Annotated in this window: 22 protein-coding genes, 3 rRNA genes and 1 riboswitch; of the genes, 2 read left to right on the forward strand and 23 right to left on the reverse strand. The window is 46.2% G+C overall.

Annotated features, from left to right (window positions below; genetic code table 11):
• Nucleotides 1-57 precede the first annotated feature (57 nt).
• The 9 genes from ispE to NSS67_RS02580 all read right to left on the reverse strand — a co-directional run bounded on the left by ispE (nucleotide 58) and on the right by NSS67_RS02580 (nucleotide 8740).
• Nucleotides 58-912, reverse strand: coding sequence for a 4-(cytidine 5'-diphospho)-2-C-methyl-D-erythritol kinase (gene ispE / locus NSS67_RS02540; RefSeq protein WP_339318168.1), 855 nt, complete (start codon nucleotides 910-912; stop codon nucleotides 58-60).
• A 140-nt stretch (nucleotides 913-1052) separates the two neighbouring features.
• A complete protein-coding gene (locus tag NSS67_RS02545; protein WP_339318169.1) occupies nucleotides 1053-1229 on the reverse strand; it encodes a small, acid-soluble spore protein, alpha/beta type in 177 nt (58 codons plus the stop codon).
• A 235-nt stretch (nucleotides 1230-1464) separates the two neighbouring features.
• Nucleotides 1465-1740: a Veg family protein gene (locus NSS67_RS02550; protein WP_019914493.1), complete on the reverse strand. Its 276-nt coding sequence runs from the start codon at nucleotides 1738-1740 to the stop codon at nucleotides 1465-1467.
• A gap of 415 nt (nucleotides 1741-2155) precedes the next feature.
• Nucleotides 2156-3058 carry a sporulation peptidase YabG gene (gene yabG, locus NSS67_RS02555; protein WP_339318170.1) on the reverse strand — a complete coding sequence of 301 codons (903 nt, stop codon included), beginning with the start codon at nucleotides 3056-3058 and terminating at the stop codon, nucleotides 2156-2158.
• Nucleotides 3059-3129: 71 nt separating this feature from the next.
• Nucleotides 3130-4014 (reverse strand): 16S rRNA (adenine(1518)-N(6)/adenine(1519)-N(6))-dimethyltransferase RsmA, encoded by an 885-nt coding sequence (gene rsmA / locus NSS67_RS02560; RefSeq protein ID WP_339318171.1) that lies wholly within the window; start codon nucleotides 4012-4014, stop codon nucleotides 3130-3132.
• The gene (rnmV, locus tag NSS67_RS02565; protein ID WP_339318172.1) at nucleotides 4011-4562 is read right to left on the reverse strand and encodes a ribonuclease M5; all 552 of its coding nucleotides are present in this window, start codon (nucleotides 4560-4562) and stop codon (nucleotides 4011-4013) included. Before rnmV ends, rsmA begins: the two co-directional genes overlap by 4 nt.
• Nucleotides 4563-4764: 202 nt before the next feature.
• Nucleotides 4765-5922, reverse strand: a complete 1158-nt coding sequence (locus tag NSS67_RS02570; protein ID WP_339318173.1) for a ubiquitin-like domain-containing protein — start codon at nucleotides 5920-5922, stop codon at nucleotides 4765-4767.
• 281 nt (nucleotides 5923-6203) lie between these two features.
• A riboswitch (cyclic di-AMP (ydaO/yuaA leader) is annotated at nucleotides 6204-6433 on the reverse strand.
• Between the two features lie 196 nt (nucleotides 6434-6629).
• A complete protein-coding gene (locus tag NSS67_RS02575; protein WP_339318174.1) occupies nucleotides 6630-7400 on the reverse strand; it encodes a TatD family hydrolase in 771 nt (256 codons plus the stop codon).
• Between the two features lie 56 nt (nucleotides 7401-7456).
• Complete coding sequence (locus NSS67_RS02580; protein WP_339318175.1) at nucleotides 7457-8740, reverse strand: HD domain-containing protein; 1284 nt, start codon at nucleotides 8738-8740, stop codon at nucleotides 7457-7459.
• A gap of 303 nt (nucleotides 8741-9043) precedes the next feature.
• On the opposite strand from NSS67_RS02580, the gene NSS67_RS02585 reads away from it, so the two are divergent.
• Nucleotides 9044-9298 carry an AbrB/MazE/SpoVT family DNA-binding domain-containing protein gene (locus NSS67_RS02585; protein WP_042123095.1) on the forward strand — a complete coding sequence of 85 codons (255 nt, stop codon included), beginning with the start codon at nucleotides 9044-9046 and terminating at the stop codon, nucleotides 9296-9298.
• A gap of 390 nt (nucleotides 9299-9688) precedes the next feature.
• On the opposite strand, the gene rsmI is transcribed toward NSS67_RS02585, so the two are convergent.
• The 10 genes from rsmI to NSS67_RS02635 all read right to left on the reverse strand — a co-directional run bounded on the left by rsmI (nucleotide 9689) and on the right by NSS67_RS02635 (nucleotide 17367).
• Entirely contained in the window at nucleotides 9689-10600 is a 912-nt protein-coding gene (gene rsmI, locus NSS67_RS02590) for a 16S rRNA (cytidine(1402)-2'-O)-methyltransferase (protein WP_339318176.1), read from the reverse strand.
• Nucleotides 10597-11367 (reverse strand): tRNA1(Val) (adenine(37)-N6)-methyltransferase, encoded by a 771-nt coding sequence (locus tag NSS67_RS02595; protein ID WP_339318177.1) that lies wholly within the window; start codon nucleotides 11365-11367, stop codon nucleotides 10597-10599. The genes rsmI and NSS67_RS02595 overlap by 4 nt, the downstream gene beginning before the upstream one ends.
• Nucleotides 11368-11485: 118 nt before the next feature.
• Entirely contained in the window at nucleotides 11486-11851 is a 366-nt protein-coding gene (yabA, locus tag NSS67_RS02600) for a DNA replication initiation control protein YabA (RefSeq protein WP_042123089.1), read from the reverse strand.
• Between the two features lie 31 nt (nucleotides 11852-11882).
• On the reverse strand, nucleotides 11883-12683 hold the full coding sequence (locus NSS67_RS02605) for a stage 0 sporulation family protein (protein ID WP_076286882.1): 801 nt from the start codon (nucleotides 12681-12683) through the stop codon (nucleotides 11883-11885).
• Nucleotides 12684-12822: 139 nt separating this feature from the next.
• Nucleotides 12823-13797, reverse strand: coding sequence for a DNA polymerase III subunit delta' (gene holB / locus NSS67_RS02610; protein ID WP_339318178.1), 975 nt, complete (start codon nucleotides 13795-13797; stop codon nucleotides 12823-12825).
• A 46-nt stretch (nucleotides 13798-13843) separates the two neighbouring features.
• Nucleotides 13844-14287: a YaaR family protein gene (locus tag NSS67_RS02615; protein ID WP_339318179.1), complete on the reverse strand. Its 444-nt coding sequence runs from the start codon at nucleotides 14285-14287 to the stop codon at nucleotides 13844-13846.
• 49 nt (nucleotides 14288-14336) lie between these two features.
• On the reverse strand, nucleotides 14337-14666 hold the full coding sequence (locus NSS67_RS02620) for a cyclic-di-AMP receptor (protein ID WP_042183817.1): 330 nt from the start codon (nucleotides 14664-14666) through the stop codon (nucleotides 14337-14339).
• Nucleotides 14667-14789: 123 nt separating this feature from the next.
• Entirely contained in the window at nucleotides 14790-15431 is a 642-nt protein-coding gene (gene tmk, locus NSS67_RS02625; protein ID WP_339318180.1) for a dTMP kinase, read from the reverse strand.
• Nucleotides 15432-16934 carry an aminotransferase class I/II-fold pyridoxal phosphate-dependent enzyme gene (locus tag NSS67_RS02630; RefSeq protein ID WP_339318181.1) on the reverse strand — a complete coding sequence of 501 codons (1503 nt, stop codon included), beginning with the start codon at nucleotides 16932-16934 and terminating at the stop codon, nucleotides 15432-15434.
• Nucleotides 16935-17181: 247 nt separating this feature from the next.
• A complete protein-coding gene (locus tag NSS67_RS02635; protein WP_042123074.1) occupies nucleotides 17182-17367 on the reverse strand; it encodes a sigma factor G inhibitor Gin in 186 nt (61 codons plus the stop codon).
• A gap of 209 nt (nucleotides 17368-17576) precedes the next feature.
• Here NSS67_RS02635 and NSS67_RS02640 point away from each other — a divergent pair, with 209 nt between their 5' ends.
• Complete coding sequence (locus NSS67_RS02640) at nucleotides 17577-18101, forward strand: hypothetical protein (protein ID WP_339318182.1); 525 nt, start codon at nucleotides 17577-17579, stop codon at nucleotides 18099-18101.
• 77 nt (nucleotides 18102-18178) lie between these two features.
• Here NSS67_RS02640 and NSS67_RS02645 read toward each other — a convergent pair whose 3' ends face one another.
• The 4 genes from NSS67_RS02645 to NSS67_RS02660 all read right to left on the reverse strand — a co-directional run bounded on the left by NSS67_RS02645 (nucleotide 18179) and on the right by NSS67_RS02660 (nucleotide 23808).
• Nucleotides 18179-18592 (reverse strand): hypothetical protein, encoded by a 414-nt coding sequence (locus tag NSS67_RS02645; protein WP_339318183.1) that lies wholly within the window; start codon nucleotides 18590-18592, stop codon nucleotides 18179-18181.
• 254 nt (nucleotides 18593-18846) lie between these two features.
• A 5S ribosomal RNA gene (gene rrf / locus NSS67_RS02650) occupies nucleotides 18847-18963 on the reverse strand.
• A 129-nt stretch (nucleotides 18964-19092) separates the two neighbouring features.
• Nucleotides 19093-22019, reverse strand: a 23S ribosomal RNA gene (locus NSS67_RS02655).
• A gap of 232 nt (nucleotides 22020-22251) precedes the next feature.
• Nucleotides 22252-23808 (reverse strand): 16S ribosomal RNA (locus NSS67_RS02660).
• The 16S, 23S and 5S rRNA genes sit together here, the layout of an rRNA operon.
• Nucleotides 23809-23853: the final 45 nt, after the last annotated feature.

The raw sequence follows: 23853 nt of genomic DNA on the forward strand, positions 1-23853 counted from the left end.
ACCGAATATTTTAGAAAAATATATCACTTTTGTACGGGTTTATACAAGAGAAGCATGCTAATTGAGTGATCTCACTGCGTAGACTTCCTTGCAGAACCCTCGCAGTCCATTATAAATTCTCGCTACTTTAGACTGCTTGGACACTAAACCGAACACTGTAGGACCGCTGCCGGACATTAACACTCCGTCTGCTCCGAGCTTAACCATCGCCTCTTTGAGCTGCTGGACCTCTGGATACAGCTTCAGGGTAACATCCTCAAGCACATTGCCCAGATGGTTGCACACGCCCCCAAAATCACCTGCTTCGATTACTTCCTGCATCTTCCGAGCTGATGGATGAACAGCTATATTATTGCTCCGAACGCGACCGTACACTTCCGCAGTCGATACATTGATAGGTGGCTTGGCCAACACTACCCAGCATTGCGGAGGGTTCTTAATCGGCGTCAGCTTTTCGCCACGTCCTGTTGCCAAGGCCGTGCCTCCTGTAACGCAAAAGGGCACATCTGAGCCAAGCTCAGCGCCAAGCTCTTGTAGCTCCTGCGCGGGGATGCCTAGGCGCCACAGTTTGTTAAGGCCACGCAACGTAGCCGCTGCATCGCTGCTACCGCCAGCCAGACCAGCAGCAACCGGTATTCTTTTGTCCAGATGGATATGTACTCCACTCTTCACGTTATAACGCTCTTTAATAAGCCTAGCCGCCTGAAAGGCCAGGTTCTTCTCATCTAGAGGAATATAACCCGCTTGACTTGATATTATAATAGTATCCCTTGGCAGCTCAGACAGCTCTAAACGGTCTGCTAAATCCACCATGGTCATAATCATTTCCACCTCATGAAAACCGTCAGCACGCTTGTGCAGCACATCCAGCATCAAATTAATTTTTGCCGGTGCCTTCTCATACATTTTCAAGGCGTTCACCCACCTTCAGCTTTTCCCGTAAAAACAACTTAACATATTATATGAAAAACTTCTAATGAAGTCCAATAATAAAAGGGTGTCGCCAGTTAGACGCACCCTTTTTCGTTAAATAAATGTTCACACCCTAAAGCTTAAGATTTCCGCGCAGCCTGTTCAGCGAGCTGAATCGCTCTTTTTACCATGTTGCCGGCATCCTTTGCCCTTATTCCTCCCCAGCCTTCACGCTCCACAGTTTCGTAAAAACCAAGCTCCTTGGCTAACTCTGTCTTTAGTTCTTCCGACATCACGCCTCGTTTTCTGCGGCTCATTACGGAATTCCTCCCTTATGAAAATAAATGATGAACCCATTGCTCAATTAGTATGCTTGCTAAGAACAAGGATCATTCACCGAATATTTACCCGCAAACAAGCTAAAGCGCCTTCGGCGTCCATTTAAGGACGGTAGGCGTTTATGCGAGAATTATAAGGATAAAGTGTATCGTGAAACTTATACTTTCTTATAATTTAAAAAACAGCCTCCATAAGGAAGCTGCCCGTGAAACATTAAGCTTTAATATACATAATTCGCATCTGCCCATCGTCTTCACAAACTGTGATTTCCACAGATTCAGTAAGAATATCAGCATAGCTATAGGAGACTCGCTTGAAGGTTTGCTGCTCCTGATCCAGTTTGACAATAAATACAGAAGGGTACGTTTCTTCCAGGACACCGGTGCGTTCAACGGTTTTACGACGACCTCCGTTTGCACGCAACGTGATCTTATGACCGACGTGAGCTTCGAGACTGCGTTTGATTTCCAACAGCGCGTTATTAGCCATTACCTGACGACCACCTCTTTTCTTGTCCATTATACAACTTAACCAGGCGTTTGTCAAACCAAATAAATAATTATAGATGATGAATATTTGGTTGTCAACGGAATTTTTTTACGAGGAATCAGAGTCGAACTAATATCCTTGTTATCTGTAATATGATCGCCACAAAGCAAGAAGAAATAACATTGTCGTTCTTTAAAAAAAGCTACCATTTCACGCAAGCATAAACGTTTTTGGCGTCCCTATAAGGACGTTTAGCGTTTATGCGAAAAATATAAGGATAATGTATAGCGTGAAACTTATACTTTTTTATATTAAAAAAAAGGGTTAAGCTCATCGCTCACCCTCTCTTCACGTTATTCTATTCAGCTACTCCAAATTACGTATTCCCCTTAAAAAATAGACCGATCCCTGTCGATTAAATCGCGGAAGGTGTCACTTTTAGTGCTGACAAGTTCTGCAGACGCGGCATCCCAATACGAAAGCTCCCACGGGTCTCAATACCACCGATCCCCTGGTTACCACTAATGGTGTTGTTCAAAACATCACTCAGATTCACCGTATCCCTAATGGGCGTGAACGACGATTTTGCCGCTACATATACTGGGTCTAAAGCATGGATCAATATCCGTCCAGGAGAACTGGCAAAATTCGCCCCTGCCCCCAGCAGCGCTTCAAAATGTGACTGACAAGCACCTGCAACAATCGTCAACGCATCAAAATTTCGCTCATACTCCCTAGCTACCCTAATAGCAGCTACGAAGTTTTGCGAATTTTTATAGCTGCTCAGACTGTGAAGATCGTAAGTATGCTGTTGCTTCAGCACCCCGTCATGACCGGTAATCACCACAATGTCTGGACGCACGCGGGGCAGCAGCCGGTATAAAGTATCAGCCATTGCGGACTCATGAACATGATGACCTTCAGCAGGGATCCGCAATTGCTCGTATAAGCTAAGGCTCTTATTCAAATACGCTGGATCGCCATCCAGATGCAGAACTTTCCCTGGTACTTCAAAATACGCAGCTTCCTTGGGCGATGGAGCCCATGCTCCTTCTGATAGAGCGCTCCCGCTCCGCTGACTTTGCTCCTGTCGGTCTTTCCGCAGCTGTGTCAGTGATTCATTCGCTTTAATCTGTGCTTGCTGTCCTCGTTCCGTTATTCGGGTAGGAGGCACTTGAACCAAGTCATTCAGAGGAGAATCCGCCAACAGACGGAAATCTGTGCCTTTAATGACGGCTCTGTCCTGCACAATATGATCTACACGAAAAGTCAAATCACCGCCATAAGATTTACGAACGACCAAGTCTCCTAAATTCATTACAACCACCACCTCTACCCCATCGTATGGGCAAAGGCCTCAGTTGGTTCATAAGTAGCCATGTTTTTAGCTTAAACGATTCCAGCGGCCAGCAGAACACCACTCAATCGGGCGTATTCTTCTAGACTTAACGTTTCTCCACGGCGAGTCGGCTCAATACCGGCTTCAGCGAGTAAAGCCTCCAGACGTTCACGTCCCTCTTCAGGGAAATAACGGGCCTTGAGATTGTTTGCAATCGTCTTGCGGCGCTGTGTGAAGGAAGCTTGGACGACCTCAAAGAAATGCTTCTCACTCTCAACCTCTACCGGTGGATGCTCTCTTACCTTCAGACGGATTACAGCCGACTCAACATTAGGTTGAGGGATGAACACCGTACGCGGCACAATACAGACGAGCTCAGGCTCGCTGTAGTACTGCACGGCAATGCTAAGGCTCCCATATTCCTTACCTCCCGGAGAAGCAGCCATACGCTCCGCAACCTCTTTCTGAATCATTACAACGATGTTATCAAGCGGAAGCTTCTCTTCGAGCAGCTTCATCAAGATCGGAGTAGTCACATAATACGGCAGATTGGCAACCACGCTTACCTTGTTCACGGATGCAAAATCTTCCTTGAACAGCTCCTGCAGATTTACATTCAGGACATCATCATTACGAACCTTAACATGCGGATAAGGGGAAAGTACGTCCCTTAAAATAGGAATCAACCTACGGTCGATCTCCACAGCGGTTACCGCACCAGCTGTTAGCGCCAATCGCTCTGTCAAGGCTCCGATCCCAGGACCGATCTCCAATGCCCCTGAGTCGCTATCTAGCCCAGCAGCGTCTACAATCTTGTCCAATATATTTTGATCAATCAAAAAATTCTGCCCTAAGCTCTTCTTGAACTTGAATCCATAACGTTGAATAATTTCTTTTGTCCGTTTTGGAGTCGAAATTTCCTCTCTACCACTCATGAAGTAATGCCCCCCTGATCAATTTGGGCGAGAGCTCCGGCAAATTCCTCCCGCGTGATTCCAAACATCGCCAGCCGCTTGTACAGCTGCTTGCCGTTACAATAACCGATTCCAAGTAAATTACCAAGTGCCATACGTCTTTCAGCTGCCCGTGGGTGTACAAGCATTCCAGCGACCATAAGATCATCAAGTCCAATCAAAGCAGGTGCTCCTTCAAAGGAGGTATGTACATTCCGCAGCGCATGACGAATCGCTTCTGGAGATGCGTTCTCCACACCAATATCCCCCTTGCGGGTTGCGTCCTTCTCCGGAATGAAGGCGTGCTTGCAGCCCGGTACCTTCGCGGATACAATCTTACGAATTCGCTCGCCCGCGTGATCCGGATCAGTAAGGATAATCACCCCTCTACGCTCCATAGCAAGCGCGATCTTTGCAATTACGGTCCGGTCTACAGCCGAGCCACCTGTTTCAATCGTATCTGCTTCTACAGCACGTTTAACAGCGACGGTATCACTCTTGCCTTCAACGACAATTAATTCCTTAATCATATCTCTTGACTCCTAACGTAAAACTTATATTTCCTTATATTTAAAAAAGCAAAAAAGAAGAGGTTTCGCTCCTCTTCTTTTGGTTAAAGAATGTATAAGTGATGAGCGGTTGCTCTGCGATCAACGAAATGATCATCTGGCGTTCCTTAACGGTTATCATCACTATAGCTTATCAAAGGATAATTTGCAAAAAGCTTCGGCTCTAGTTAAGCTCCGGTTTCACAGGTCCAATCACATAAACGGTACGTGATTTACGACCGAAATTACGCACATGGCTCAGTGAATCGAAATAGACATCTACTTTATGGCCTTTAATGGCACCGCCAGTATCTTCTGCACGGCGGAATCCAAGCCCCTCGATATATACCCACCAGCCAATAGGAATTACATTTGGATCAACTGCAATCGTACGACCTTCCGTTACTCGTGTTCCGGAGGCAGTTTTGGTACCTATACCTGGCTCTGCTGACGAATATGCTGTCATGGAGACATTCTTAATCATCTTTTTGTACTCGAAGTCTACGCCAGCCTTGCTTGTGACGTTATTAGCCTTAGCGCTAGCATTAACTGTTTTGGTGTTTGATTTGGAAGTTGTTGTAGTCTTAGCTACAGCGGGCTTAGGAAGTGCTTTAGTACCAACGGCAATAATCTTATCTTTAGTTACCGTGTGTACTTCCTTACCAATCATGCGCATAGAGGCCAGTTCTCCGTCTTGATAGATCTTTTCAATATGCTGAATCATGACGCCTGGTTTGCCTGCCTGTGCCACTCTAACTGTTCCCACTGTAAGGGAGGGGTCTGCTGTCTTGATGACTCTGAAGGGTAAGTTTGTTGTTCGCTGAACGGTCTGTTTGTTGATGCGAACAATCTTAACCTCCATGTTGGCAGAAATAGTGGTTTCTAACGAAGGAAAAATCTTATCATGGCCTTCTAGGGAGAAGCCCAATTTGTCAATCGCTTTACCGATTGTGTCCTCGGTCGTATACAACGTTTTTGTTGCTCCGTCCGCAGTAAGACTAATTTTCTGCGCACGATTAATAACGACACGGTCACCGTCTTTTATTTCATCACTCAAACCAAAAGATAATTCATCATGCGGCTGCACCGGAATTTGCTCTTTCTCCAAGACATCACCAAGAAGTGATTCACGCGTTTGAAGCGTCTGTGTTTGCCCGTCTATTACTAAAAATAATTGTTTGTTACTTTGACCGTGTACGTACAGCAGAATAAGTAGCGCGATAGCAATTGAAATCACGCCCGCAAGTAAAAGTACCCGAGTATTTACTTGCTCCCACCGTAATGCGAAAGACCTGCTGGATGACTGCGAATCATGGGATACCTCTGGTTGGAATACGCCCATTCTCTCCATCCTCCTTACATAGCCCCGTCGTCAATTGTATATCATGAGGACTGAATTCCTTTGACGAAACTATTTGAGATTGTCACAGGACACGCACGTAATAACTTAGCGTCTCCTGCTCATGGATCGCCTGCTCGGCACAACTACTCCCACCCCTGTTATATAACAGTATGTAGGCAACATTCCGTTTATTCAAAAATAAAAAAGCCTAAAAAGAGTTCAACTGAGGACTCTTTCGTGGCTTCTCCAATGTCAGAATAGAGAATGCTTGTGCACGAGGTTGCCTCTCTTACTTGCGCTTACGGGGTTAGCTGTCGGGTTCGGACGAAAGAGAGACGCCCTATCTCAGGTCACCCGCTCATGGCGGTTGCCCTTAAATTCACCCCAAAGACCACGTAAAGAAATCAAATACTGTCCTGTGGCACGTCTTAGCCGTATTCAAGATACAGGCATGCGGCAGGTCAATATTGGTTCCCCCGTTCTCCATACGGAGACTCAGCGAGACGATCCATGATCAATGGCTGTCACTATAACACAGCTCACATCACTGAAAAGATGATATCCTGTTTTGATGCATGTTGTAAAGGACGATTCAACCACGTTTAAGCAAAAATTTGGTTAAAATATTGTAATATTCAGCCGTTTTTATATTAAAAAAGTTTAATATATCGGTGATTCTCTATTTTTCGCCTGTTTTACTCCCGTTTTCAGACAATCCCAAATCGTTCCAGTGCGTTCGCATACGTTATTTTTGCCAATTCTTCCCATGTTAACCCTTTAATTTCAGCCGCCGCCTCTGCTACCAGCTTCACATGAGCACTCTCATTTCGCTTCCCGCGATAGGGGTGTGGAGTCAAATATGGAGCATCCGTTTCGATCAATAATCGGTCCAGTGGGGTCTGCGCAAGCACTTCTTTTGGCACTCTTGCATTTTTGAACGTAATGGGTCCTCCAAACGATAAATGAAAACCCAGATTCAAGCACATTTTAGCCGTTTCCCAGCTTCCTGAGAACGAGTGCATCACACCTCCAACCTCATTTGCTTTTTCCTCCCGTAAAATCCGTACAACATCTTCATGGGCATCACGGTCATGAATACAAATCGGCATATTTAGTTCACGGGCTAGTCCAATTTGCTTGCGAAAAACCTCATGTTGCACATCCTTGGGAGAAGTATCCCAATAATAATCCAGTCCGATTTCCCCGATAGCCACCACTTTTTTATGACTGCATAGAGAAGCGATCCAATCTAGATCTCCTTCTTTCATATCAATCGCATCCTGCGGATGCCAACCCACTGCAGCATAAATATAATCATAAGATTCAGCCAGCTTCATCGTTGTGGGAATCGTCTCCCGATTAAATCCGATATTAATCATCTTGCTAACTCCTGCCTCTACAGCACGAGCGATAACTTCTTCGCGATCCTCGTCGAATTGAGGTGCATCCAGATGCGTATGTGTGTCAAACAAAAACATTTTATATCTCACTCCTTGTTTTTTTCTTCTTGTCAAAAATCCCATATTTTTTTGTGTTATTTTGCAAAAATATCTGCTATAGAAGAAGGTAATCGTGTAAGAGCTTCTCTCAGTTTATCCTGTGGAAAATAAAGATGATATCTGCCACGATGAATGCCGCTTATAGAGCGCACAATATCCGATACCTCCGAAATTTCCCTCAGATGATCATGACGATCAAGCAGTAGAATTTGCTTATTGTCGAAAGCTTCTCCTGGACGGAACACATCATAGGGCAGATCTGTCGGAAAATCAATCTCCAGGTCATATTCTGCGTGAAGTCCCGCAGCCGTAAAACTACTACGAATTTCAGTGATCATATCTTTATCGAGATTCTCCACCTCAACATATTTATACAGTTTACGATGAATAAAACGGGTACACAAATCGCTTAATAGCTCATCTCGTTCAAGCGTCCACTGCATAAAAGCCGTCTGTACCAGCGCTTCATCTAACATTAAATATTGCTTCACCGTCACCTCGCCACGGAACAAATCCTCCAGCGGATTAATCATGAAACTAAAATTGTACCCCTCTTGGAAAAGCTCCTTAGCTCTACGGAAAATTTGTCGCAAAATAATCTCAGAGCTACGTGTCACCGGATGGAAATATACCTGCCAGTACATTTGATACCGCGACATTAAATAATCTTCAATCGCATGCATTCCCGATTCTTTCACAACAACCCGACCATTATAAGGACGTAACATTCTCAAAATCCGATCAATGTCGATTGTTCCATAGTTCACACCTGTATAGTACGCATCACGCAGCAAATAATCCATGCGATCCGCATCTAGCGGACTGGAAACCAAATTCACAACAATTTCATGCTCATAAGTTTTGGAGATCACGGAAGCTACTTTGCGAGGGAAATCCTCCTCCACATCACGCAAGATTTCAGTAATCTCAGTGTCCTCCAGAATTATACGACAAGTCCAATCCTCATGATTCATTTCAAAAGCTTCTTCTATAGAATGAGAAAATGGACCATGCCCCAAATCATGCAGCAAAGCCGCACACAAGGTGAGCAAACTTTCTTCAGGAATCCAATCCTTATACCCGCTTCGTTCAAATTGCGAAATGATTCTACGTGTAATTTCGTATACCCCAAGGGAATGAGAAAACCGACTATGCTCTGCACCATGAAAAGTCAGATACGAGGTACCCAGCTGACGAATTCGGCGTAAACGCTGAAATTCCTTTGTATTAATTAGTCGCCAAATAATAGTATCCTGCACGTGGATATAATTGTGAACCGGATCTTTGAAAACCTTTTCTTCTGTGAGCGGCTGCTTCATGAGATCAACTCCTTTTTTTAGTTTAATATGATTTTAACCAATATAAGTATATAATAAGTAATTATGTCGTACTTTGTCGAATAGTGACGCTTTTAGTCTTGGTAAATCGACAAAATTTATTTTTACACTTTTTTTAGAATTCGCGAATGTTATAGGCAATTCAAAGTTTTTGTGAAAAAGTTCTTAATTATCATATGAAAAAAGGTTGACTGTTTTGGGAATCGTTGGTATTATAAATATCATAAAACAGTGAACAATGTCGAATAATGACGGTTTAGGAACTTTGAGAGGAGTACGATTGTTATGATGAAATCAACAGGAATTGTAAGAAAAGTAGACGAACTTGGACGGGTAGTTATTCCCATTGAATTGCGCCGTACTCTCGGTATTGGTGAAAAAGATGCACTTGAAATTTACGTTGATGGTGAGCGCATTATGCTTAAGAAATATGAGCCTGCCTGCATTTTCTGTGGCAACGCTGAGAATGTAACTTACTTCAAAGGAAAAATAGTTTGTCATGAATGCATTTCTACTATCCCTACCCCTGTGACAAACTAAAATAAATAGTATATAATAGGACTTATCAAATTGTTAATTCTAACCTTTTCATATCTCCTTGACCTCCCGTGACCGCGGGAGGTATTTTTTTTCTGTTTTCCCCTGTGTTCCCCCTCCTCCCGCCGTCCCAAGAGGGATGACGGAAGGCCTGTGGTGAGAGTACGTAGTGAAGCGAGGTTCTACTATACACTGATCCATATTGGGATTCCTTTTGGGAACCACCTTCAAGCCATGTCATCGTCAGCTTCGTAATAAGCTTATAAAACGAGCTGCAAGTCTAAACTGGTAACCTTAGTTGTATTTCTTAATGAACAAATACATCATAAAATTAAAAATTAATTGTACAAAGTACATTTACCCCTCATGTAAACCACTCAAGCGCTACAACACCTACTCATTATCCTTATCCAATAAGGCGTTATAAATATCCCGTTTTGCTACTCCCCGGTCAGAGGCTGCTTTTTTCATAGCTTCTTTACGCGGCATATCTGCTGCTTCGTAATGAGCAACATGTTCTTCAATACTTAACTGACGCCACCAAGCCGATTCCGCCATTTCAGCATCTTCCTTGCTCTCACCCTCAACGACGATGACATACTCTCCAAGTGGTGGATGGTCAGCGAGCCAAAGCGTACACTCCTCAATCGTCCCACGTAAAAACTCTTCATACCTTTTCGTCAGTTCACGCGCCAGCACGATTCGGCGATTGCCGAATACCTCTTGAAGATGAGCCAAGGTCTTAATAACACGATGTGGAGATTCGTAGAACAGCAAAGTTCCTTGAGCCGAACGAAGTGGACTTAATACCGCACGGATATCCTTACGTTCTCGAGGTAAGAATCCGATAAAAGTGAACGTAGTCGTAGGCAGACCGGAGGCGATTAAAGCTGACAAGGCTGCGTTGGCTCCGGGTATAGGAATTACTGGTATACCGTGACTTATTGCAAGGGCTACAAGGTCTGCACCAGGGTCAGAAATTGCTGGCAAACCAGCATCGCTGACGAGAGCCAAATTTTTTCCTTCTATTATATAGCGAATAAGTTCAGGTCCACTAGCAGCCTTATTATGCTCATGGTAACTGAACAGCATGGAAGGTGAAATTTCAAAATGGCTCAACAATTTTCGAGTTTGTCTTGTATCCTCCGCAGCAATAATATCGCATTCCTGCAATGTGCGAACAGCGCGATAGGTCATATCCTCTAAATTACCGATGGGTGTAGCCACCAAAAAGAGTGAACCCGTTGACTCCTGCTTATGTGTATTGTTATTGTTCTGAAAACTGCTTTGGCATGATATTGTCATGATTTACCCTCTTTAGCACCGTAGTAGATGTCCATAATTTCTGGACAGTATTGATTGTCCTCATTATATACAATGAGTGGTGGTTGTAAACGAACCTCCGGTTTGCCGTCACGCATCGCTTCGATTAATACCATATTGGCCTCCAAATGCGCACGTGGATGTACAAAGCGAATAATCTTAGGCTCTAGCCTATATTTTCTCATAAGACTAATAATATCGACCAACCGTTGTGGCTTGTGAACCATACTTACCTTTCCTCCGGTCCGAACCAGTCGTACACAGGCTTGAATGACCTCCTCCAGTGTACATCCTATTTCATGACGAGCCATAGCCTGATGAGTGTTCAGCTTAAGGTCACTGCCGTTAAGCGGCATATACGGAGGATTGACCGTTATTGCATCATATACGCCATGCCCTGCTTCTTTATATAACTCACGTAAATCCCCTTCATGAATCACAACCTGATCCTGAAGCCCATTTAGAGCCACGCTACGGCGAGCCATATCCGCTAAACGGGGTTGAATTTCAATTCCTTCTATAGAAGCTTTTGTTCGGGTCGTCATCAAAATGGGTATTACACCGTTTCCTGTACATAGATCGAGTACTCTTCCACGTGGCGGAACGCTAGCGAAACGGGCAAGCAATACCGCATCCATAGAAAAGCTAAATACTTCGTCACTTTGAATAATACGTAAATCATGTGTTAGTAAATCATCTACCCGCTCCGTTGGTAACAAAGAAGCAGAAGCATCGTTAATATTCGTCATGTAATAATCTCCTAAAAAGTTTTGTTGAGCATAGACTTCTGTGAACAATCATCGAGACAAAACTGGCTGCTAAAATTCAAAAAAAACCGTAGGATTAATCTCCTACGGCTGGATATCCTCATTTATTAAGAAAAGAAAGACAGAACAGACAATCACCTTCCGTGCGTAAATGTCCAAAATAAACATTACAGATGTGAAAGCCTTCATGGTAAAGCCGGGCCAAGTTGTCATAACCTTCCCCGACAACCTCTTCTGTTCCCTCTCCGGCAGCTAAAAGAGCTTCCGCCTCCGCAGAATCTACGGTAGGATCCAAAGGTGCATCCCGCTTTAAAATTTTGCGAAGCTGTTCATTCTCCAGAGTTAACCTCTGATTAGCTTCCATAAGTTCTTTTACCGTCTGTTTCCATTCTCCAAGATTGGCGCGCATGGTTTCCATCTGCGCTTCCATATCCTGCATGTGTGCAAATATATTTTTCTTCTCCAAGTTTCCACCCCGAAAGTAACCTTATAATGGTTTACTTGACGACAACATCATCCATTGGAAGTTCCTTAACTTTGCCCACTTCAAACAACTGTACATGAACCGTACGGCTTCCGGCATTAAGTCCTACTACTTTGCCATCACCGAGTGAGGTCACGACAATCTTGCCGACCGCTGGCATTTCTTCCTTTACACTCTCATAATTGTCATGCTCAAATTTCAAACAACACATCAAACGCCCGCAAAGTCCTGAAATCTTCGTTGGATTAAGCGATAAATTCTGATCCTTGGCCATTTTTATGGATACGGGTTCAAAATCCCCTAACCAAGATGAACAGCAAAGCACTCGGCCGCAAGGCCCAAGTCCGCCTAGCATTTTAGCCTCGTCACGCACCCCAATTTGCCGAAGCTCAATGCGGGTCCGGAAGATACTTGCCAAATCTTTGACCAATTCTCTAAAGTCTACGCGCCCCTCGGCTGTAAAGTAAAATATAATCTTGTTACGATCAAAAGTAAACTCTACATCGACGAGCTTCATTTTGAGACCGTGGTCACGTATTTTATTTAAACAGGTGGTAAAAGCCTCTTTAGCGGCCCCTTTGTTCTCTTCAACCACGCGTGCGTCGGTTTCTCCGGCAATACGCATCACTTTTTTGAGGGGCAATACTACGTCGGATTCTTCCACCTCTTTTTTACCTACGACAACTTTACCGTATTCAACCCCACGTGCTGTCTCCACAATAACATGTTGATCCCGTTCAATCGGAAAATCAAGTGGATCAAAATAATATATTTTACCCGCTTTTTTAAAACGGACACCTACTACGCTGTACAAAAATTAACCCCCTTGTTTGCCGGTAAAAGGAACCTATGGGCATGTCCGCTCCCTGATGATCCATGCTTGTCCTTCCTCGTCTGTTAAAACGATACTTCCAGGTAAAGCGACATCCGGAGGATATATCATAACTAATCCTTTAACTTTCCAGTCGGATTAAGAACTGCTCCAGACACAACTGAGCATTGGCATTGGACCGCAGCTTTTTAGTACTCTCTGCAGCAAATCCCATATAAGCCACCCATTGCTCCGCACTCCGCCCACGGGCATGCCTGGAAATAAAGTCTAACTGATCTATGAAAACGATACTTTCATGCTTACGGTACAGGAAGTAGAGCATATCTTTAAACCACAGATGGAACATGCTGAAAAGGATATCCAAATGTTCAGCGAGCCCGGTCTTGAACAGCTTCTGCCCAGCAGTTGCTACCGCGGAGCTGCCCTTGCCTAAGGACTCCTTAGCTAATTGTAACATTACATTTCTCATTTCTGCAAACCAATTCTGTTCCAAAAGTTTCCTGCAACCATCAAGTCCTGAACTAAGTGATACTGCACATCGAGCTAAGTGTATCGGAACGCCCTCACTTGCCAGAGCTTGGAGCATAGTATCCGGATTTAACGGACTAAATGGAATCCGCTGGGTCCGCGACTGAATCGTTGGCAATAAGGAACGACTATTATCAGATATTAAGATTCCAACAGCCGGAGCCGGTGGCTCCTCCAGAAATTTCAGCAGACTATTGGCAGCTTGTACCGTCATTTTGTCTGCGCCATCTATAATATAAACTTTCGGATTCACACCCTCTGACCGATAGGAAAAGACGCGCTGCAGCTCACGGATTTGATCTATTTTAATACTTGCTCCATCTGGCTGCAGCAGTGACAAATCTGGGTGGTTTCCATGCTCTACTTTTCGGCACTCCAGGCATTCCCCACAAGCATCGTCCTTGCTCTGGGTACAAAATATAGCTTGGGCAAACATCAGCGCCGTTTTCATTTGTCCACTGCCTGCCGGCCCTGTAAATAAATAAGCATGACTCACAGCTTCTTTGCGCAAGGCATTTTGGAGTAGCCGCTTGGCATTCTCCTGGCCTACTATATCATGAAAAGGCATAATTTCCTCCCAAAACTTTCAAGCAAAACTTATTCTATCTTATATTTTAAAAAGAAAGGTTGATTAACAACCCACGGATTTCTCCAACGCGTCCCAACAGATCTATTCGGCCTTGCTCACTATTCAGCAAATCATCTGCCATAGATAGCAAAGCCGAATCAATTTCCTCAAGCAGCTTGTAACGCTTGCCACGGCCACGTCGATCCCATCCGCGTGTTTCTTTCAGAATAACGCCTCTTCGAGCCGTTTCTTCTAGAAACCTTTTGATCATCATCCGGTAAATGGTGAGTTCACGAATCGTCATGGACTTAGATAAACGATCACCTTGAGACTGTATTTCTTTGATTTGGCGATTAAGTTCATCCTGGGTTTTCTGTTCACTTTGCTGCTGAAAAACGTCAGAGAACGATTTTTGCTGAACGGGCTTGTTAGCTCCTTCTGCATTTGTCATCTCACTCTTTAAGGGCCTATACCCCGGATTGATCTTCAAAGGTTATCTACCGCCCCTTTTGTAAATGACTTGCTAATTGATATTATACTTAATAATGTTCAAAACGATCTACTGGAAGTACGAATACAGTAGCTCCACCCACTTGTACCTCAACAGGAAGCGGCAAATACGAATCCGTTGTTCCACTCATCGGTGTTACCGGAGTGACTAGCTGCTCACGAACTTTACAGCTGTTACGGATTACGGTCAATACGGATTCAATCTGACTGTCTTCTACCCCAATCATAAATGTCGTATTTCCCGCCCGTAGAAAACCACCTGTACTTGCAAGTTTAGTAGCACGGAAATTGGCTTTGACAAGCTCGCTGGACAACCGGTTACTGTCTTTATCCTGGATAATTGCAATGATCAACTTCATCTTCGCATTCCCTCCCAATACTTTTATGGTGTATTACTACTTGGAGCTTCTCGTAGTACCCTCACTTCATAAGAAAACGCCTAGTTATACGTCACTTCTCTATAGTATATTAGACAAAACACCCTAAAAACCCTTTAATACTCTCTCTTCAAGTGTTCTCATGATATCTTGCTCTACCATATGAATGGGGCGATTAGCATCCAGAACTACTATTCTGTCCGGATTGGCCTGGACTAATAATTGATAGCCTTCGCGAACCTTCTGATGAAAGGAAAGACTCTCCAGATCCAGACGATTCACTTCCCGTTCTTGATTCGCTGCAATCCGTGACAACCCTATCTCTGGGTCTACATCCAGATAAAAAGTTAGATCTGGCATACGGTCCCCAATAGCAAAACGATTAATACTCCATACCTCTTCCATTCCGAGTCCTCTCGCATGTCCTTGATAAACAAGACTGCTGTCTACAAAGCGGTCACAGAGCACTGTAAGTCCTTCTCTAAGAGCCGGCTCAACGACTTCGGCGAGATGTTGACTTCTTGATGCAGCGTATAGCAATGCCTCTGTACGCGCATCCATGGCTGTGTGAGCAGGGTCTAGAATAATCGAGCGAATCTTCTCGGCTATTTCAATGCCACCAGGTTCACGGGTAATTCGATAAGGCATAGACCGGTTCTGTAAATAGGCTGCTACTCTACCCAGTACCGTTGTTTTTCCGGAGCCATCGCCCCCTTCTAATGTTATGAAGAAACCTTCTCTTCCCACTTATGCTTCTCCGCCCTTCTGAATGTTGTATACCTCAATACGCTGTAAGACCGGATCAGCACAAGCCTGAAATTTGGCGCCTCCTTTGGCTAAACCAGCCAGCCTTCTTTGTATCTGATCTGTGATTACTTCACCCGGGTATAATATCGGGATACCCGGCGGATATGGAATAACCATCTCCGCTGCTACTCTCCCCACGCAATGTTCAAGATCAATGCTTTCTATCTCACTAGCTGACACCGGCTTCAATGAGAAGGAGACGGGCTCTGAGATTTGTAAACAATCAAAATTGTTCCACGTGGAAATATTGCGGGATTGTGATAAGCGTGGGGACTGCAGTGATTCGGAAGGTTCCTCCGAATCTATTTCCTGCAGCACCTGCAGTAGCTTAGCAGCATCTTCAGCCCTCGAACCGAGGCTGAACAGCAGCACTACGTGCCGGTCATCGCTCATCTCCGGCACGCAGCCCTTAGCTTCGAGCCTGCGCTGCAGCTCGAAGCCGCTCAGGACCCCGGTGGCGTCATAAATGACGACTTTGAAGGGGTCCTGTGTCACGTACGCCGCCATAGAATCAGGCGGCGTATTTGGGTGCAGCGGCTCCGCTGGCTGCACCAGCCCGAAGCGCGGCAGCTCCGCGAGCCCGCGCCGCAGGACGTCCACGGCGGCCAGCCCCGCCGTGAAGGCATCGCTGCCCCGGCTGTGCAGCAGCCGCCGGGCAAGATCCAGCGACGCCATCATAGGATATGATGGGCTGGAGCTCTGCACCATGGCAAGCCGCTGCCGGAGCAGGGCGCGGTCGAGCCGCGGCCCTTGGACATGCAGCATAGCGCCCATGGTCATCGCTGTGAGCATCTTGTGCGTGGACTGCACTACGCCGTCCGCGCCACAAGCAAGTGCCCCGGCTGGCAGCGCCGGGTGCTGCCCATAATGCGCCCCATGCGCCTCATCCACGAGCAGCGGTACACCGCTGTCGTGGCAGATACGCGCGAGGGGCGCAAGGTCACTGCCCATGCCGTAGTAATTCGGCATGGTAACAAGTACGGCGGCGGCTTCAGGGTAGGCTGCAAGAGCAGCCTTCACCGCTTCAGCCGCCGGAGCCACTGCTAAGCCGCTAACAGGATCAATCAGCGGCTCCAAAAATACAGCCCGCACTCCAGCCAACATCAGTCCATGAATGACTGACTTATGCACATTGCGTTGAAGAATCATGATCATTCCAGGCTCAGGACAAGCAGTTAGAATAAGAGCCAGATTGCCTGCCGTGCTCCCTCCAACTAGAAAAAAGCTTTCCTCTGCTCCAAAGCAATCTGCTGCCAACTCTTGAGCTTCCTTGATGACTCCCTCAGGATGATGAAGGTCATCCGTGCCGTTAATTTCCGTAACATCATACTTCATAACCTCAGCTAGGAATCCAGCGCCTGCATCACCATCATATGCTGCTCCATTTTTATGTCCTGGCACATGATATGATATATTACCCATAATTCTATATTGTTCCAGCATTTCGTATATAGGCGCCCTACAACGTTGTAAGTTATTCATATTAAATTCCTTCCCATAGGGTTCCTTCTATTTTAACGTAAATATTCATAAACGCCTATGCTTCAGTACAAGAGCAGCCCTATGGACAACAAAACGGCTCCTCCCGCCTGAAGAACGAGGAAGCCGTATATTGAATATCACTACTGCAGCCATCGTATCTTTCATCCAGACTGCTCTCTTAACCGCATCATTTAACAGAGTTACTCTATTAAGCGTTCTTTTGCAATCCGATCTTCTTCATCCGGCCGATAAAAAAACGGTATTTGGCATCCTCAGCCTCGGTACGTATCATCTCAGCCTCACATTCCTCACATATAAAATGCGAAACAATCACAATACCTTCCTCTTTTACCTGTCCACAAATGATACAAGCTTGCCCGGTTTGCTGTTCCATAACCATCCCACCTTGACTCTTTTAAGAACAGTATGATACATCTTCTATCATTTTAAACCTTTTCATAGTTTTTTCATATCCTTCGAATCGTACATTATATATATTCCGTTACCACAAGTTCGGTGAATTTTCCGCGCCAGTTTAATAAAATACAGCCAATCGCCGATATTAAGAACATACCAATTCACAAGGAGGTTAGACTATTATCTATGGAACCCAATACCAAAGGTGCAGCTACATTCTATCAATATAAATTAATCAAAAAAATCAATTTAACGGCACGCCTGCTGCCTACTTATATTATGCTTCCCCTATTAGTCGTTGTGCTGGAAACCGTATTTCTTTCCTGGTGGAGCATTCTCTACATAATTATAGCAGCGCCTGTTGCCTTCTGGGTTCAATATGTCATTTCACGCTCAGTTCTTTTGATCTCAGGACATCCTATTTCAAAAAGATGGTCTGTCTCATTTAAACTGCCTTGGCTGGGGTTTATGCCTGATCAGCACATCAGTTACCGTATATTCCGTAAAGTACAGCTACATAATTTCTATATCGGCCTTTGTATCGCTGCTCTCTTTATTTTCTGGTCTCCACCAGCATTTACAGTATCCCTGATCACTTGCCACTTATGGCTCCTACTGCCCCGTCTCTATGCTCTGTTCAGACTGAATCGACAGAACAAGGAAGGCATGCTGAAATTCAATCCTACCGACGTATCCTATTACTCTCAATAAAGCGCGGTCCCTAGTATAACTCATGCCATTTTCACGTATTAAAAAATAAACCGCCATCCTTTATGGATGGCGATTCTTTATTTCGTCTTAAGACCTTTAATAGAAGTCTTCTTTTCTTTAGGAATCATCACTACAAAATAATCATCATGCACTGTTAAATGAACCGTTAACCCATCCTTTAGAAAAACACCTGAAGAATCACTATCATCATCTTCCTGTTCTGCCCAACCCCAAGCTTTAATAGCCTCCAAATAAGGATCCGGAATACCATTTTTCTCCTTTAGTCCAGGTAAAGAATAACGCACATAATCCATAGCAACGTTAGTAGTAGTCTGGTCTGGTGAGTTTGCCTCATGGGGAACAGGGAAGCTTTTCTCATTAAGTGCACCCTCAAAAGTATCCCACGTAGGTTCTTTCGTCCCGCAACTTGCCAATATTAAAGTTAAAATACAAGAAATAATTATTAATCTGAATATTTTTAATTGTTTCATGCCTTAAATCCTCCCTACCTCTACATGCATCTAAAGACACAAGAAAATTCAAAGTTAGAATTTATGAGTAGTTCCTTCGCATTAAAGATTTGCTAACTATTAGCACTTTTCTATTATACTTGTATCGACCGCCACGTCGGTAACAAAAATGTCATTCCGTTTTAACCTATCCTAATGTTCTCACTAGCCTTAAACACTTGTTCTATAAAATAAGAAAAAAGCCACTGCTGATATTATCAACAATGGCTCAATCTGCTTGGCAACGTCCTACTCTCCCAGGACCCTTCGGTCCAAGTACCATCGGCGCTGGAGGGCTTAACGGTCGTGTTCGGGATGGGTACGCGTGGAACCCCTCCGCTATCGCCACCAAACATGCGTCTGTGAAACAGACGCTGCCGCGTGAAATTTCATTCATCACCAGAAGTGACAATGAATTTCTAAGCGTGTTACAGGCTTAATCGCCTGAAAACTGAATCCGAAACAAATCTGCGTTTTAAATATTGGATAAGCCCTCGACCGATTAGTATTGGTCAGCTCCATGCATTACTGCACTTCCACCTCCAACCTATCTACCTCGTCGTCTTCAAGGGGTCTTACTAATTGGGAAATCTCATCTTGAGGGGGCTTCACGCTTAGATGCTTTCAGCGCTTATCCCGTCCGTACGTAGCTACCCAGCCATGCTTCTGGCGAAACAACTGGTGCACCAGCGGTACGTCCATCCCGGTCCTCTCGTACTAAGGACAGCTCCTCTCAAATTTCCTGCGCCCACGACAGATAGGGACCGAACTGTCTCACGACGTTCTGAACCCAGCTCGCGTACCGCTTTAATGGGCGAACAGCCCAACCCTTGGGACCTACTTCAGCCCCAGGATGCGATGAGCCGACATCGAGGTGCCAAACCTCCCCGTCGATGTGGACTCTTGGGGGAGATAAGCCTGTTATCCCCAGGGTAGCTTTTATCCGTTGAGCGATGGCCCTTCCATGCGGTACCACCGGATCACTAAGTCCGACTTTCGTCCCTGCTCGACTTGTAGGTCTCGCAGTCAAGCTCCCTTATGCCTTTGCACTCTTCGAATGATTTCCAACCATTCTGAGGGAACCTTGGAACGCCTCCGTTACTCTTTAGGAGGCGACCGCCCCAGTCAAACTGCCCGCCTGACACGGTCCCCGTACCGGATTACGGTACTAGGTTAGAACCTAGATACGATCAGGGTGGTATCCCAACGGCGCCTCCACCGAAGCTTGCGCTCCGATTTCTACGGCTCCCACCTATCCTGTACAGATCGTACCCAAATTCAATATCAAGCTGCAGTAAAGCTCCATGGGGTCTTTCCGTCTTGTCGCGGGTAACCTGCATCTTCACAGGTATTAAAATTTCACCGGATCTCTCGTTGAGACAGCGCCCAAGTCGTTACGCCATTCGTGCGGGTCAGAATTTACCTGACAAGGAATTTCGCTACCTTAGGACCGTTATAGTTACGGCCGCCGTTTACTGGGGCTTCGGTTCATAGCTTCGGGTTACCCCTAACCACTCCCCTTAACCTTCCAGCACCGGGCAGGCGTCAGCCCGTATACTTCGCCTTGCGGCTTCGCACAGACCTGTGTTTTTGCTAAACAGTCGCTTGGGCCTTTTCACTGCGGCCCCTCGTGCTATTCACACTACCGGGGCACCCCTTCTCCCGAAGTTACGGGGTCATTTTGCCGAGTTCCTTAACGAGAGTTCTTCCGCGCGCCTTAGAATTCTCTTCTCGCCTACCTGTGTCGGTTTGCGGTACGGGCACCTTCTCCTGGCTAGAGGCTTTTCTTGGCAGTGTGAGATCATGACCTTCGCTACTACAATTTTCGCTCCCCATCACAGCCCAGCCTTATCGATGTGCGGATTTGCCTACACATCAGCCTCACTGCTTAGACGGACATATCCATCAGTCCGCGTCACTACCCTCCTGCGTCACCCCATCGCTCATAGCGGATTACGGTGGTACAGTAATTTCAAACTGTTGTCCTTCGACTACGCCTTTCGGCCTCGCCTTAGGTCCCGACTTACCCTGAGCGGACGAGCCTTCCTCAGGAAACCTTGGGCTTTCGGCGGATCAGATTCTCACTGATCTTTTCGTTACTCATACCGGCATTCTCACTTGTATGCTGTCCAGCGCTCCTTACGGTACACCTTCAACCCACATACAACGCTCCCCTACCCCAGATACATACGTATCTAGCCATAGCTTCGGTGGTGTGTTTAGCCCCGTTACATTTTCGGCGCAGAGTCACTCGACCAGTGAGCTATTACGCACTCTTTCAATGGTGGCTGCTTCTAAGCCAACATCCTGGTTGTCTGTGCAACTCCACATCCTTTCCCACTTAACACACACTTGGGGACCTTAGCTGATGGTCTGGGCTGTTTCCCTTTTGACAATGGATCTTAGCACTCACTGTCTGACTCCCGGCAATAAGTATATGGCATTCGGAGTTTGACTGATCTTGGTAATCCTTGCGGACCCCGCAACCAATCAGTGCTCTACCTCCACTACTCTTATACCGAGGCTAGCCCTAAAGCTATTTCGGGGAGAACCAGCTATCTCCGAGTTCGATTGGAATTTCTCCGCTACCCCCACCTCATCCCCGCACTTTTCAACGTACGTGGGTTCGGGCCTCCAGTGCGTGTTACCGCACCTTCACCCTGGACAGGGGTAGATCACACGGTTTCGGGTCTACGTCCACATACTAAATCGCCCTATTCAGACTCGCTTTCGCTGCGGCTCCGTCTTCTCGACTTAACCTTGCATGTTAAACGTAACTCGCCGGTTCATTCTACAAAAGGCACGCCATCACCCATTAATAGGGCTCTGACTTTTTGTAAGCACACGGTTTCAGGTTCTATTTCACTCCCCTTCCGGGGTGCTTTTCACCTTTCCCTCACGGTACTGTTTCACTATCGGTCGCCAGGTAGTATTTAGCCTTAGCAGATGGTCCTGCTGGATTCATACGGGGTTTCACGTGCCCCGCACTACTCGGGATCCGTCTCGGAGAGAACACAGTTTAGGTTACAGGGCTTTTACCTCTATCGCGGGCCTTTCCAGACCTCTTCACCTACCATATTCCTTTGTAACTCCATGTGAGACGTCCCACAACCCCCAAGAGCAAGCTCTTAGGTTTAGGCTGTTCCGCGTTCGCTCGCCGCTACTGACGGAATCACTATTGTTTTCTCTTCCTCAGGGTACTTAGATGTTTCAGTTCCCCTGGTCTGCCTCTACATCTCCTATGTGTTCAGAGATGAGTAACTGCGAATTACCACAGCTGGGTTTCCCCATTCGGACACCCCCGGATCAAAGCTTGCTTACAGCTCCCCGAGGCAGTTTCGTTGTTCGCCACGTCCTTCGTCGGCTCCTGGCGCCTAGGCATCCTCCGTGTGCTCTTATTAGCTTAACCTCGATTTTTCCTAAGAAAAATCTCACTAATAACATTTACTTGTTTGCACAAGTTGCTAAAAGATGTTCTAAAACGCAAATTCGTTTCGGTATCCAGTTTTCAAGGATCAAGTCTTACTGAGAGCTTAAACTCTCAAAACTGAGCAACGAGTGAGTAACAGGCCTAAACCTGAGATTTTGGAAGTTTAACTTCCGATTTGAATGTCCTCATTGCAGAGAACGATTCTCCATAGAAAGGAGGTGATCCAGCCGCACCTTCCGATACGGCTACCTTGTTACGACTTCACCCCAATCATCTACCCCACCTTCGGCGGCTGGCTCCCTTGCGGGTTACCCCACCGACTTCGGGTGTTGTAAACTCTCGTGGTGTGACGGGCGGTGTGTACAAGACCCGGGAACGTATTCACCGCGGCATGCTGATCCGCGATTACTAGCAATTCCGACTTCATGCAGGCGAGTTGCAGCCTGCAATCCGAACTGAGACCGGCTTTGATGGGATTGGCTTCACCTCGCGGTTTCGCTTCCCGTTGTACCGGCCATTGTAGTACGTGTGTAGCCCAGGTCATAAGGGGCATGATGATTTGACGTCATCCCCACCTTCCTCCGGTTTGTCACCGGCAGTCACTCTAGAGTGCCCAGCATTACCTGCTGGCAACTAAAGTTAAGGGTTGCGCTCGTTGCGGGACTTAACCCAACATCTCACGACACGAGCTGACGACAACCATGCACCACCTGTCTCCTCTGTCCCGAAGGCCGCCACTATCTCTAGTGGATTCAGAGGGATGTCAAGACCTGGTAAGGTTCTTCGCGTTGCTTCGAATTAAACCACATACTCCACTGCTTGTGCGGGTCCCCGTCAATTCCTTTGAGTTTCAGTCTTGCGACCGTACTCCCCAGGCGGAGTGCTTACTGTGTTAACTTCGGCACCAAGGGTATCGAAACCCCTAACACCTAGCACTCATCGTTTACGGCGTGGACTACCAGGGTATCTAATCCTGTTTGCTCCCCACGCTTTCGCGCCTCAGCGTCAGTTACAGCCCAGAAAGTCGCCTTCGCCACTGGTGTTCCTCCACATATCTACGCATTTCACCGCTACACGTGGAATTCCACTTTCCTCTTCTGTACTCAAGTCACCCAGTTTCCAGTGCGACCTTAGGTTGAGCCCAAGGTTTAAACACCAGACTTAAATGACCGCCTGCGCGCGCTTTACGCCCAATAATTCCGGACAACGTTGCCCCCTACGTATTACCGCGGCTGCTGGCACGTAGTTAGCCGGGGCTTTCTTCTCAGGTACCGTCACTCCGATAGCAGTTACTCTACCGGACGTTCTTCCCTGGCAACAGAGCTTTACGATCCGAAAACCTTCATCACTCACGCGGCGTTGCTCCGTCAGACTTTCGTCCATTGCGGAAGATTCCCTACTGCTGCCTCCCGTAGGAGTCTGGGCCGTGTCTCAGTCCCAGTGTGGCCGTTCACCCTCTCAGGTCGGCTACGCATCGTCGCCTTGGTGGGCCGTTACCCCACCAACTAGCTAATGCGCCGCAGGCCCATCCCTCAGTGACAGATTGCTCCGTCTTTCATTCTTTCTTCAGGAGAAAAAAGAAATTATCCGGTATTAGCTACCGTTTCCGGTAGTTATCCCAGTCTGAAGGGCAGGTTGCCTACGTGTTACTCACCCGTCCGCCGCTAAGTTATTTTGAAAGCAAGCTTTCAAAATAACTCCGCTCGACTTGCATGTATTAGGCACGCCGCCAGCGTTCGTCCTGAGCCAGGATCAAACTCTCCAATTAGTATTGAAAAGAGCGATATGCTCATTTTGAAACATCTGACGAGAA

Origin of the sequence: Paenibacillus sp. FSL R10-2734 (genome assembly GCF_037963865.1) — a bacterium.
In the GTDB taxonomy this organism is placed as follows: domain Bacteria; phylum Bacillota; class Bacilli; order Paenibacillales; family Paenibacillaceae; genus Paenibacillus_AQ.

Bases quoted from the DNA above. Each gene is read 5' to 3' on its own strand.
- NSS67_RS02545 (WP_339318169.1), bottom strand. From the start codon at position 1,229: ATGAGCCGCAGAAAACGAGGCGTGATGTCGGAAGAACTAAAGACAGAG.
- NSS67_RS02550 (WP_019914493.1), bottom strand. From the start codon at position 1,740: ATGGCTAATAACGCGCTGTTGGAAATCAAACGCAGTCTCGAAGCTCAC.
- yabG (WP_339318170.1), bottom strand. From the start codon at position 3,058: ATGAATTTAGGAGACTTGGTCGTTCGTAAATCTTATGGCGGTGATTTG.
- rsmA (WP_339318171.1), bottom strand. From the start codon at position 4,014: ATGAGTGGTAGAGAGGAAATTTCGACTCCAAAACGGACAAAAGAAATT.
- rnmV (WP_339318172.1), bottom strand. From the start codon at position 4,562: ATGATTAAGGAATTAATTGTCGTTGAAGGCAAGAGTGATACCGTCGCT.
- NSS67_RS02570 (WP_339318173.1), bottom strand. From the start codon at position 5,922: ATGGGCGTATTCCAACCAGAGGTATCCCATGATTCGCAGTCATCCAGC.
- NSS67_RS02575 (WP_339318174.1), bottom strand. From the start codon at position 7,400: ATGTTTTTGTTTGACACACATACGCATCTGGATGCACCTCAATTCGAC.
- NSS67_RS02580 (WP_339318175.1), bottom strand. From the start codon at position 8,740: ATGAAGCAGCCGCTCACAGAAGAAAAGGTTTTCAAAGATCCGGTTCAC.
- NSS67_RS02585 (WP_042123095.1), top strand. From the start codon at position 9,044: ATGATGAAATCAACAGGAATTGTAAGAAAAGTAGACGAACTTGGACGG.
- rsmI (WP_339318176.1), bottom strand. From the start codon at position 10,600: ATGACAATATCATGCCAAAGCAGTTTTCAGAACAATAACAATACACAT.
- NSS67_RS02595 (WP_339318177.1), bottom strand. From the start codon at position 11,367: ATGACGAATATTAACGATGCTTCTGCTTCTTTGTTACCAACGGAGCGG.
- holB (WP_339318178.1), bottom strand. From the start codon at position 13,797: ATGCCTTTTCATGATATAGTAGGCCAGGAGAATGCCAAGCGGCTACTC.
- NSS67_RS02620 (WP_042183817.1), bottom strand. From the start codon at position 14,666: ATGAAGTTGATCATTGCAATTATCCAGGATAAAGACAGTAACCGGTTG.
- NSS67_RS02630 (WP_339318181.1), bottom strand. From the start codon at position 16,934: ATGCTGGAACAATATAGAATTATGGGTAATATATCATATCATGTGCCA.
- NSS67_RS02635 (WP_042123074.1), bottom strand. From the start codon at position 17,367: ATGGAACAGCAAACCGGGCAAGCTTGTATCATTTGTGGACAGGTAAAA.
- NSS67_RS02640 (WP_339318182.1), top strand. From the start codon at position 17,577: ATGGAACCCAATACCAAAGGTGCAGCTACATTCTATCAATATAAATTA.
- NSS67_RS02645 (WP_339318183.1), bottom strand. From the start codon at position 18,592: ATGAAACAATTAAAAATATTCAGATTAATAATTATTTCTTGTATTTTA.